Genomic DNA, 12,261 nt, shown 5'->3' with positions numbered 1-12,261 from the left:
ATGGATAATTACGATAAAATACAAATATCAGTAGAAAATTTAAAAACGCTTTTAGCATTAGAATTGAACGATCAGCAATGAAGAAGTGGACGATTGAAGATTCCAAAGAGCTCTACAACATCAATGGATGGGGCACATCTTACTTTGGTATCAACCCCAAAGGTGATGTCTTTGTAACTCCTTGTAAAGATAACACGCAGATAGACCTGCGCGACGTGATGGACGAACTGGCGTTGCGCGATGTCACGCCGCCCGTGCTGCTGCGCTTTCCTGATATTCTTGACAATCGTATTGAGAAGACAGCGAGCTGCTTTCAGCAAGCGAAGAAGGAGTATGAGTACAATGCCGAGAACTTCATTATCTATCCCATCAAGGTGAATCAGATGCAACCGGTGGTGGAAGAGATTATCAGCCACGGCCGGAAGTTCAACTTGGGACTTGAGGCAGGCTCCAAACCGGAGCTTCATGCCGTGATAGCCGTGCAGTGCCAGAGCGATTCTCTCATCGTATGTAATGGCTACAAAGACCAGAGTTACATAGAATTGGCGCTCTTGGCGCAGAAAATGGGCAAGCGAATCTTCATCGTTATCGAGAAACTTAATGAGCTTGACATCATTGCCAAGGCCGCTAAGAAGCTCGATGTGAAGCCTAATTTGGGCATAAGAATCAAGCTCGCGTCGAGCGGTAGCGGCAAATGGTCGGAGAGCGGGGGCGATGCCAGCAAGTTCGGACTGACCTCCGCCGAGCTTCTTCAGGCTTTGGAGAAACTCGACGCCATAGGTATGCACGACTGCCTGCGGCTCATCCACTTCCACATCGGTAGTCAAATAACGAAGATTCGCCGCATTCAGACGGCCTTGCGTGAGGCTGCCCAGTTCTACATTAACCTGCATCAGATGGGTTATAACGTGGATTTCGTTGACTGCGGTGGCGGTTTGGGCGTGGATTATGACGGTACCCGCTCGTCAAGCAGTGAGAGTTCGGTGAACTATACCATACAAGAATACGTCAATGACTGTGTATATACGTTTGTGGATGCGGCCAACAAGAACAATATTCCCCATCCAAATCTCATCACGGAGAGCGGCCGTTCGCTGGCAGCTCACCACTCCGTGCTGGTCATCGACGTGCTCGAGACGGCTTCTTTGCCCGAAATGCCCGAGGAGTTTGAGGCAAAGGAGAGCGATCATCAGCTGGTTAAGGACCTTTATGAGATATGGGATAACCTCAATACTCGCAATATGTTGGAGGATTGGCACGACGCCGAGCAGATTCGTGATGAGGCTTTGGAGCTTTTCTCCCATGGAATCGTGGACCTGAAGACCCGCGCCGAGATTGAAAGTATGTATTGGAGCGTGTGTCATGAAATCAATACGCTGGCCAAACAGATGAAGCATGTGCCCGAGGAACTGCGAGGGTTGGATAAAATTTTGGCCGATAAATACTTCTGTAACTTCAGTCTTTTCCAAAGCCTTCCCGACAGTTGGGCCATCGACCAGTTATTCCCCATCATGCCGATACAGCGTCTTGACGAGCGACCGGGCCGCAATGCCACGCTGCAAGACATCACTTGCGACAGTGACGGTAAGATAACCAACTTCGTAACCGGCGGACATATAGGGCACGTACTGCCTATTCATTCGCTCAAACGCCATGAACCTTATTATTTAGGTGTGTTCTTGGTGGGCGCCTATCAGGAGATTTTGGGCGACATGCACAACCTTTTTGGTGATACCAACGCCGTTCACATCTCCGTGAAGGATGGAAAGTACAACATAGATCAGATATTTGACGGCGAGACTGTTGAGGATGTGCTCGACTATGTGCAGTACAATCCCAAGAAGTTAGTGAGACAGTTGGAGACTTGGGTCACCAAGAGTGTCAGACAAGGAAAGATAAGTTTGGAGGAAGGAAAGGAGTTCCTCAACAATTATCGGTCAGGTCTTTACGGTTATACCTACTTGGAGTAGCGCTTCAGCGCGACTCCTTTTTTATGTCGTCAGCGGTCTGACTACGGGTCGTTGAGGCCATGTCGCCGAATGGGTTACGGTCGTCGTGCCGATAGCTTGGGCGTATAGCCATGTGTCAAGCGCCCGATTGCCGACACGGCGATACAAAGCCATGAGACGAAAGGCCCGTAAGCCACTCGCTTGTTAATGAGTATTAAAATGTAGAGAAATTATAACAAGATTGTAACTTCAGTCCTTACCAATCGTCATTAATTCAGAAAGAGGATGAAAATCATCAGTTTTCAAAACGACATACTGCCGCTTAAGAACCAGTTATATCGGCTGGCGCTCCGCATTACGATGAATAGCGCGGAGGCAGAAGACATCGTGCAGGAAACGATGATTAAGGTATGGAACAAGCGTGACAGCTGGACCGAGATAGAATCTATCGAGGCTTTCTGCTTCACAATATGCCGAAACCTCTCGCTGGACAGTATCAAGAGGCATGAAAACCAAAACGATACACTCGGCGAAAACGGCAACGAACATCCTGACAGCGCCTTTAATCCCTATGAGCAGACCAGCCGTAACAACAGAGTTGAGACCATACGGCACATCATAGACCACCTGCCGGAGAAGCAGAAGTCGTGCATGCAGCTTCGGGATTTCGAGGGAAAACCATACAAAGAGATTGCCCGCATACTGGAAATCAGTGAAGAACAAGTAAAAGTAAACATCTTCAGGGCACGTCAGGCTGTAAAACTTAAATTTCAAGAATTAGACAATTATGGACTATAAGTATATCAATCAACTCGTAGAACGCTATTGGCGGTGCGAAACCACGCTGGAAGAAGAGGCCATCTTGAAGGCTTTTTTCAGTCAGGAGCGTATCCCCGCCGACCTGCAGCGCTACAAAGCGCTCTTCTGCTATGAGCAGCAGGCAGCCAAAGATGATGTACTGGGTGAGGAGTTTGATAAGAAAATCCTTGCCATGACGGCAGAGCCTACCAAGGTGAAGGCCCGTACCATCACAATGACACAGCGACTGAAGCCGCTCTTCAAGGCCGCCGCCGTCGTAGCTATCATGCTCACTTTGGGCAACGCGGCACAAGTTCCGTTCAACGAGGACAGCTATCCCACGGCCGGAACGGTCAAGACCCACGAGGGTGGGGCCAGCGTAGCGTTGCGTGATTCGGCCACCATCGACTCACTGCAACATAGCAGCGTAGAGATGGTAGCGTCGCCACAGTCCGGCTTACTCAAGTAAATTTTCTATGCTTTCTCTATAAAAATCATGTTTAGTAAAACAAAACAGGAGCTGTGAAGCTCCGATTCTCTCAAATTTTTCATAACATACTAACGTTACACAAGCCCGCTGCTCAATCGTGAGACAGCGGGCTTGTTGGTTTTATAGGTCCTTGCGGAGTGAGTCGCGAGCGCTTTTCGTCATTATCGAATGGATAATCGTAAAGGATTCTTTTCTGTCAGTCGATGAGTTATAATCTCTTTTTGATGTCAATGAAAGAGAGCGAAAATGCGATGAAATGGGCGAAAAATGAGGGTAATGTGCTCGTGGGCGTCAAATAGTGGGAGCGTTTGGGGCGTGCGAGAATTAGGCCCATGCGCTATAAATTCCATATTTTACCATAACGAAAGCGGCCCTTTCACACGATGAAAGGGCCGCTTTTATCTTGTCAAAGCTACGCTTTGGCGGGCCGAAAGGGCTGCTTTTAAAATGCCGAAGCAGGGCTATGGGCAATCAGGAGGTAGAGAAACGGGTCACGGAGCGCCTAAAACTCTATCCTAAGCGCCTTGCGAACACTTTGTTTGTTGACGTTAACGATGTAGCAATTCTCCTTTTCGTCACGCGTGGGTTTCATGCTTCGTCCGTTTACTTTTACCTTCTTAATATTGTTAAAACCATAAAGCCGTAGGCTGTAGGCCCGTTGTGAGGTCTGGCCTTTGTACCGGCCTTGCGTCGGGTGAATATCTACGATGGAATGGGCGTTTTTCTCTTGATATTGCAAACGGGTGGTAGCATATTGTCCCTTGGTATATTCCAGCGTGGTGCCGTCGTCCTCATAGAGCGTGAAGGAGTTGTCGGTGGTGCGTCCGGCGGGGTAAAGGCGCATGACAAGCGTGTCGAGTGGGGCCGATGCGGGGCGGTTGCAATAGGGTTGCAGGGGCAGAATCCATCCGCCACGGACGTACATGGGGAATTCGTCGAGCGGTTTTTCGATTTGTTTGGTCTGTCCTCCTTCAAAGCGTTCCTGCGTGAAATAGTCGTACCATGTTTCGCCTTTGGGGAACCAAACCTTCTGTGAGGCCCGCTTGTCGGCACCCTTTCCGGGCTGCGTGATGGGCGCGGCGAGGATGAGGTCGCCAAAAGTGAACTCCTGCGCGTTGTTGAACGATTCGGGCTGGGCGCCGTAATCGAGGTACAATGAGCGGTTGAGCGGCACCATGGTGCGGTGGGTCTGCCACACGCTGCTGTAGATATAAGGCATGAGTTGGGCACGCATGTGGTACATCTTGCGCATGGCCTCGGTTTCCTTTTCGCCGCTTATCCATGGCCGGCGGTCGAGCTTGGGGTCCTTGGTGGAGTGTACCCGCAGCGCCGCCGACAAGGCACCGAACTGCGTCCAGCGAGCGGTGAGCTCCGGATTGGGCTTTCCGCGGAAGCCACCGATGTCGTGTGCCCAGTAGTAACAGCCACCGTTACCGCTGCCCGAGGTAAGTTTTACCTCGAAAGCCAGCATTTCCCAATTGGCCTGAGCGTCGCCCGAGAACTGTATGGGGTGGCGATGGTCGCCCCATCCGGCCCATCGGCTGTAGCCGCAACCACGCAAGCCGAGGCGCTCGGAGTCACGATAATAAAGCTCGTTTATCCATGCCAAGGTCGTCGTGTTGGTGCCGGGAACGTATGGGTAGAGGTAGTTCTGCTGCCAGTCGAGCCACCAGAAGTCGACGCCAATGCGCTCCGAGGGGTGGTGGGCATAGGCAAAGAAGTTGCGCATGTAGGTGCTGTCGCCGGGCGCGAAGAGCAAGTTGTCGCCCGTTTTTGCGCCCATGGCTTTCATGAAGGGCTCGTAGTACTCCTCATGCGTGCGGATACCATCGTGTGGGTGGTCGTTGAGCGCCACGTGGATTTGCTTTTTGTGGATGGAATCGAGCAACGCTTTGGGGTCGGGAATGAGCTTTCGGTTCCATGTGTAGCCGTTCCAGTTTTGCAAACCGTTGTGCCCCGTGCCCGTGGTAGCGTCGTTGGTGTGCCACCCCATGTCGAAGACGATGTTGTCGAGCGGGAAATCGTGGCGGTCATAGCCCCGTATGATGTCGAGGAACTCATCGGAAGTGTAGTCCCAATAGCGACAATACCACACGCCATGGATGTATTTTCGTGTCATGGGAACGTGTCCGCTGATGGCTCCGAGCGACGCCAGCGCAGCCTTGTAGTCGTTTCCATAGATGAAACAATACTGGTCTTGCAGGTGCGTGGTGGTGTTTCGGGGCTTGAGCCAGCCATTGACGATGAGGTCGCCGCGCTGGTCGTCGATGATGTACCAGCCGTCCTTGCTCAATATGCCGTCGTTCATGGGAATCTCCTTGGTCACCCGGTCGAGCGTCTCCACGGGTCCTCCGAGGTTGTTTTTCAGGATAAAGCGGTTGGTGAACTTGGCCTCCTTGCCATTCTTTTGGTAAAAGATGTTCATGTTGGAGGTAGAGAAGGGGTAGCCATCGTTCTTATACCATATCCTAAGCGCCTTGGTCTTGATCTCGTAAGTGTCGTTGCCCAGCTCCTTCACCTCGATTTCATCGGGCGCCAATTTGCTGTTGCGGTCGTGCGCGAAGTAGGTGGGAGCGTCGATGAAAGCGCTGTCCGTGGCGTATTCAAGCCTGATGAGCGTGGGTGTGATGATGGTAAGTCGGTTCTTGCCGAATACCATCGGATTTTTCACCGGGCCCGCCGCGGCCGGTAAGAGGCCACAGCAGACGCAGAAAAAGAGGGATAAGATTTTTTTCATTGTTTGATAGATAAAATGTTAAGAGGTCATTCCTTGGTGTCAGGAATCATGTAGTTTCAGCGTTATTGGTGGGTGGACGAAGCCGTATATACGTTTCCGAAAGGATCGGTGGCCCTGACTTCAATCGTTTTCCATTGCAGGTTCTTCGGTGTATAGAGGAACATGTGGTCGGTGGTTTCAGGGTCGGAGGAGGGTCGTTGCTCCCATAGGTTCTTGTATTGGAGCAACCGTACGGCCAAGGGATCCAAGGTTCGAGTGTTGCGTTCGAGCACGGTCCATGCGCCGTTGTCTTCCTTTAGTTCCACCTTCCACGTGGTATGCCAGTTAAAGATGTTCACCAACACTGTCTCATCATCGGTTATGAGCGGTGTAGCCTCGTCGGGTGAGCTGATTGAACCTTCCGTTCTGCCAAAGCGCATCGACGCTTCCTTAGGCGGATATATCTTGATTTGATAGTCGCGGGCGGTCTCGTCGCCAATGTAGTATTGGTCTTTGAGCTCGTTGCCGGCAAAGGTGAATACGCCGTAACCACGGGGACTGCCGTCGTTGCACACGCCAAGGTGGTTGTAATGGTTCCACCATGCGCCCATGACAGCGCCCAAACTATACTCCGTTATGTTGGGAGCGATGGTGTTGGTACTGTTGTAGTGCATGTGACCCGATAGGATATTGACTTGGTGATAGTCCTTGATGAGGCTGTAAAGTTCGTCCCGGTTGGCTATGCCGCTTAATGGATTGCCGCGTCGGGAGGTAGGAATATGGAGCGCCACGAGCAACGATTTGTCCTTGTCGACAAAGGATAGGTCCTTCTGAAGCCAGTCGAGCTGCTGCCGGGTGATGGAACCATCATAGTCGTTGTGACTTGTCAGACCACGATAAAACACGTCGTCAAGTACCACGACATGCCATTCGCCTATGTTGTAAGAGTAATAGGTGGGTCCGAAAGCGTCGCGGAAGTCCTTGTCGGACTCCGTATCGTTGTGGTACTTTTCGTTATGATCGTGGTTGCCGATGACCGAAAGCACAGGGAAACTCATCTGAGTGATGTTTCGTTTGTAATCGGTGTATCGGTCGGGATTGTTCCAACAGATGTCGCCCAACGATATACCGAGAACATGTCCTTTGAGAGTTTGAGTGTAGGCCAGTATGCCCGGCATGACGGGATTGTCGAACTCGGCCACATCCTTGGCGCCTCCTATCTGTACGTCGGCTATGGCCACGAGGGTGAAGTCGTTGTCCTTGGGCTTGCTCTTGAGCTTGAAATCGCGCTGGATGATATGTGTTTTGCTGAAATCGAGCGTCTTATAGAACTTGGGTATGCCGCTTTCTACGGGCAACTCACAGTCGGCCGGCACCGAAATGTAGACATGCTGGCGGTTGCGTGACCTCATTTGGTATTCACCATTGGCGTCGGTGGCTATGACGGTAATGCCGTCGCTCACGACGACTCCTTGACGGGGCTTGCCGTCAACCGTAACTCTGCCGACGACATTCATGCCCGTTTGGTGCTTGATGGTCAGGATGTCATTATCGCCACCGATGCGTTCGGCAATCTTTTCTTCGGCACAGGCCGAGAGCGTAAGGGCCATGCAGAGCAGTGATATATAGTAATTGATTCTTTTCATAATCAGTGATTTATGGGATTAATAGCCGGGATTTTGTTTGAGCAGTGGGTTGGCTGAAATGTCAACTGCGGGAATGGGGAAGTATTTTTTATTGTCATCGTTGGACGCTTTGTGGGTCCACCAGTCCTCGGTGGTGAAGAGTCCGAGCCTGATGAGGTCGGTCCGGCGGCGTCCTTCGCCCAAGAACTCTATCTGCCATTCGTCCGCTAATCGATAAATATCGAAGTCATCGGGCACGGGTTGGGGATCAATGCCATTCTTGAAATTGCGCTTTCGCACCGTGTTGATGAGCTTGGCAGCCTCTGCTTTCTGTCCTGCACGCCATTTACATTCGGCCAGCATGTAGTAGATTTCGGTCAGTCGCATGGCCGGGAAGTCAGGGTTCCACAGCAGATTCAGGTCGTCATTGTCGGGGATAGGCATTTTTACAAGCCTTATGCCTGAGTCTTCCGACCCGTTGAGCATGCTCGATCCCTTGCCGTCAACGTTGACATAATCGCGGAAAGTGATAGGTTTGCCGGCCTTGTCCTTGGTGCCCAATACCTTCTCACCCGTGGTAGGATTGACTTGGTCGCCCACGAGGAACATGCCTTCGTACGTTCCCTTGCCATGATATACGAACGGTTTTTTGCGCAGATCGGTGGCGGCGAACTTCTCATAGGTGTTGCCCAATTTCCATTGGGTGTAGATTCCGGAGGTCTCACTCTCACGTGAGGGAGTCAGGCAGAAGCCGTTCCAGCAGGAAGCGGGGAAAGAAGTATTGAAGTATTTGGCGGAATTGCCGTGGTAAAAATAGCGATAATACCAGTTGTATTCCAGCTTCGTGTTCTGCGAAGGTACGTTCCAGATGGCTTCGGGGCTCTCGTCGTTGGTGAAAGAGTGAGGCCCATACCATGTCTTATCCAGCGCATAGCGGCCGTAGACACCATTGATGATGTCCTCGCAGAGCTTGGCGCATTCGGTGAAATGCTCTTCGCCAATGTAGCTTTGTGCGTTAAAATAAAGCTGGGCCAGCATGGTCGCGGCTGCGGCTTGCTTGATGTAGCCATCCTCACCGGCACCTAACGAGGTCTTTTTCTTGAGCTGTGGGATGGCTTCTTTCAGTAATGACTCGATGAAATCGTATGTTTCACGGGCTGTTGAGCGGCCTACGACAGGGTCGTTGTTCGATTTATAAATGGGCATTCCGCCGAAGAAATCGAGTCCGCGCATGTAGAAATAGGCCACGATGGATTTGAGTTGCATCAGGTGGTCGGCCTTATCGGCGTCGGTCATGCCCAATGCGCGGTAGTCAACTTTCGACAAGTCGTCGTATGCTTCCCAAGCTCGGGCTATGCCACCGGTCGTTCCGTCGTAGGTATTGACCACGAATCGGTCGGTCGGCGACCATGTGTGCTCGTGTAGGCGGATGTATTCGCCGTTATTGTACCAATCGTTGCCACGGGTGGGGCAGGTCATTTCGTCGGTTGTGAGCTCCTGAAGATACCATCGGTCGGAGCCTAAGTACCATTTCCAATGTGTGAATGGACGGCATAGGATGGCGTAAGTATTCTCGGGAGAGGTGATGAATGTCTCGGGAGTGACGCTGGAGTAGAACTTCTCATCAAGGTCACATGCGCTCAATACGGTAGCGCCGGTAAGCGCAAGAATGATATGTTTGGTATTCATTTCTGTATTTTGCTGAAAGGTTAGAAAGTAAGTTGCACACCCAAAGTCCAGTGGCTGGCTTGTGGATACATGGTGTAGGCACTCTTGATGTATTCAAAACCGGGTTCCAGCCCGTTGATGTTCACCTCGGGATTGTACCCTTGATATTGGGTGAAGCAGGCAAGGTCGCGGACGGTAAGGTAGAAACGGGCTTTTGAAAGGTAGCGTTGCCATTTGGAAGTGTCGAGCGTGTAGCCCAATGTTACGGCGTCTATCTTCAGGAAAGTACCGTCGCTGAGGAAGTAATCGGTAAGAATACGTGTGTCGTTGATGTTTTTGTTGTCGGTGTAAGCTATGCGCATGACGTTCTCTTCCGATGAGCTTTTCAGGCCATGGTAGAGGTTAAGCTGGCTGAACACGTCGAAGTCTATCCATGAACGTAACGATATGCCTAAGTCAAAGTTGCGGTAGCTGAACTGATGATCCCATGAAGCGATGAGCGAGGGGATAGCGTTGCCAACGTAATGTTTGTTGGCGTCGACGAGGTTATTGGTCGTTCCGTCCTTCGCATGCACCACGTTGTTGTCCTTATCATAGATGAGCCACTTGCCGTCAGCGTCGAGACCGGCGTATTTGAACAGCCAAAATTGGCCTATTTTTGCTCCGTTCACTATCTTGGTAGCGTAGCCCATGGAGTTTGGGAAGGCTTCTCCATAGAGGTAGGAGTTGGTGTCGCCGAGGTTCTTAATTTTGGAAGTGTTGTGCGACAGGCGTATCGTGGAGCTGTAGTTGAAGTCGCGGCTGCGCACGATTTGCCCCGTCAGTTCAAATTCCCAGCCTTTATTGGTCAGTGTACCCACGTTCTTTATGACGTTGTCATACACCATGGGAGGCATTGGGGCCGGCACGTTGAAGAGCATGTCGTCCACGTTGCGGGAGTAGAAATCGAGTTTACCATACAATCGGTTGTCGAAAAGCGAGAAGTCGATACCGAGGTCTAATTCCTTCTTTTCTTCCCATTTCAGGTCAGGATTGATGTTTTTGGTGCTGCCGTAGCCCGGTTGCCAAATACCATTGGTGGGCCACATGTCGTTCGATTTGTAGGTGCGGATGGTGTTGCCACTGCTGAAATCGTTGTTACCCGTCACACCGTAACCTACTCGAAGTTTAAGGTCGTTTACCCATTTCACGTTCTTCATGAAGGCCTCTTTGGTCAATCGCCATCCTGCGGAGACGGACCAGAAGTTGCCCCAGCGGTTGTTCTTGCCGAATTTGGAGCTGCCCTCATGCCGTAGACTGACGGTAGCCATGTACTTGTCGTCGTATGAATAGCTGCCACGGGCAAAGAGTGACATCAGTCTTTCGCGTGGATCTTTCGAAGAACCCATCGTGGCCAGACCGTCGGAGAGGTCGGTTCCGGCGCTCATGTCCCATGGTCCGATACCGTCAACGGTAAAGTTGGAGTTGCCCATGTTGAATGCTTCGCCGTTGGTTTCGTAGAAACTCCAGCCCGCCACGGCGTCCACGCGGTGCAGGTTGTCGAAATCGCGGAGGTAAGAGGCGTACGCTTCAAAACTTCTGTTGTCGGTTTTGGAGAAAGAATGCGTGCCATAACCTCTTCGGTTGGCTGTGATGCAACTCAAATGGTCCTGATGTAGATAGGTATATTTCTGATATTGACGTTGGTCAATACCCATCGTTCCTTGCAGAGATAGGTTTTCCGTCAGGTTGATTTTCACGGTGGCATCGGCCTGCAGCCATTTGTCAACGCCTTTGAAGTCTTGTAGTTCGATGTCAGCCACGGGGTTCCAAGCCGTTCCTCCCACACCTAAGGTGTTTACGTTATACTTGTTCGGTATTGTCGGATTCATCACCGGAATCGTCGGATTCAGCGTCAGCGCCTGCTGGAAGGACGACGATCCATTGCGTCGATCACGGTCGGTTTGGCGGAATTGGGCCTTCATCATAATCTCTACCTTGCCATCCCACATCTTATATTTTGTGTTCAGACGGCCTGAATAGTCAACACGTCCGTCGCCAATGACGATACCTTTCAGGTTCTGATACATGAGTGAGGTGTATATTTGCAGTGCTTTGCTGCCACCTGAAAGGCTTAACACATGGCGTTGAGAGAAGGGATTGTCACGTGTGAGCGCCTTATACCAATCGGTATCGTAGCCATAGTCTTGTCCTATACCATATTCTATATAGTCTCGGGACGACAGCATGTCGAGGCTCTTGCGTACTGATTCCGTTGAGAATTCAGCCGTATAAGTAGCTTTTACCTTACCTTCCTTGGCCTGCTTGGTGGTGATAAGGATGACGCCGGCCGCCGCACGGGTTCCGTAGATGGCACCTGCCGAGGCGTCTTTCAGTACGTCGATGGATTCTACATCTTCCTGATTGATCATGCGGAGGTCGCCTCCGGGTACGCCGTCGATAACAATGAGCGGGCCCTTGCCGGCTTTTACCGAGGCCACACCACGCAACTGATAGCCATTGGAGGCGTTAGGACTGGCGCTGCCCGATATGGTCAAGCCCGAAACTTTGCCTTGCAGGGCTGTTGCGATGGTAGAACCGCCCAAGCCGGTTGTGAGGTTATCGCCTTTGATAGAGGTGATAGAAGACGTTACACGCTTCTTTTCCATCGTGCCATAGCCCACTACCACCACGTCGTTGAGCACTTGTGCATCGTCTTTAAGAACAATGCGAAGCTCTTGGTTGCGCCCTACCTTCATCTTCACGGATTGAAAACCGATAGATGAAATTTGCAAGGTTTGGTCGTCCTCCACGTTGAGTGTGAAGTGGCCATCTATGTCGGCAGTGGTTCCTATGGCTGTTCCGGGCACTTGGATGGTGGCTCCCACAAGGGGCTCTCCCTTGCTGTCGGTCACTGTACCCTTAATTTTTACAGGATTACCTGCGTACATACAGACGGAAAGTAGGCCTAATGCCGCTGTTGTCATGGTGCGTCGCAATCCTTGTTCCAAACTAATCCAATGTTTATTCATAGTC

At 51.3% G+C, this 12,261-nt stretch carries 7 protein-coding genes; 3 read left to right on the top strand and 4 right to left on the bottom strand.

Translation table 11 applies throughout. The features are described from left to right. The first annotated feature begins 77 nt into the window (after positions 1–77). The 3 genes from speA (at position 78) to VIR50_RS08710 (ending at position 3,216) form a co-directional block, all read left to right on the top strand. Positions 78–1,970 carry a biosynthetic arginine decarboxylase gene (speA, locus tag VIR50_RS08720; protein WP_331934748.1) on the top strand — a complete coding sequence of 631 codons (1,893 nt, stop codon included), beginning with the start codon at positions 78–80 and terminating at the stop codon, positions 1,968–1,970. Between the two features lie 264 nt (positions 1,971–2,234). After that, positions 2,235–2,747 carry an RNA polymerase sigma factor gene (locus VIR50_RS08715; protein ID WP_331934747.1) on the top strand — a complete coding sequence of 171 codons (513 nt, stop codon included), beginning with the start codon at positions 2,235–2,237 and terminating at the stop codon, positions 2,745–2,747. Next, positions 2,737–3,216: a pyruvate ferredoxin oxidoreductase gene (locus tag VIR50_RS08710; RefSeq protein ID WP_331934746.1), complete on the top strand. Its 480-nt coding sequence runs from the start codon at positions 2,737–2,739 to the stop codon at positions 3,214–3,216. Before VIR50_RS08715 ends, VIR50_RS08710 begins: the two co-directional genes overlap by 11 nt. A 523-nt stretch (positions 3,217–3,739) precedes the next feature. On the opposite strand, the gene VIR50_RS08705 is transcribed toward VIR50_RS08710, so the two are convergent. The 4 genes from VIR50_RS08705 to VIR50_RS08690 form a co-directional block, all read right to left on the bottom strand. Further along, positions 3,740–5,974, bottom strand: a complete 2,235-nt coding sequence (locus tag VIR50_RS08705) for a glycoside hydrolase family 31 protein (RefSeq protein ID WP_331934745.1) — start codon at positions 5,972–5,974, stop codon at positions 3,740–3,742. Between the two features lie 62 nt (positions 5,975–6,036). Beyond that, positions 6,037–7,599 (bottom strand): calcineurin-like phosphoesterase family protein, encoded by a 1,563-nt coding sequence (locus VIR50_RS08700; protein ID WP_331934744.1) that lies wholly within the window; start codon positions 7,597–7,599, stop codon positions 6,037–6,039. 18 nt (positions 7,600–7,617) lie between these two features. Next, positions 7,618–9,267 (bottom strand): RagB/SusD family nutrient uptake outer membrane protein, encoded by a 1,650-nt coding sequence (locus VIR50_RS08695; protein ID WP_331934743.1) that lies wholly within the window; start codon positions 9,265–9,267, stop codon positions 7,618–7,620. 20 nt (positions 9,268–9,287) lie between these two features. Next, the gene (locus VIR50_RS08690; RefSeq protein ID WP_331934742.1) at positions 9,288–12,257 is read right to left on the bottom strand and encodes a SusC/RagA family TonB-linked outer membrane protein; all 2,970 of its coding nucleotides are present in this window, start codon (positions 12,255–12,257) and stop codon (positions 9,288–9,290) included. Between the last annotated feature and the right edge of the window lie 4 nt (positions 12,258–12,261).

The organism is Prevotella sp. (assembly GCF_036570325.1).
Lineage (GTDB): Bacteria > Bacteroidota > Bacteroidia > Bacteroidales > Bacteroidaceae > Prevotella.
This window is presented reverse-complemented; position numbering and strand designations above follow the sequence as displayed.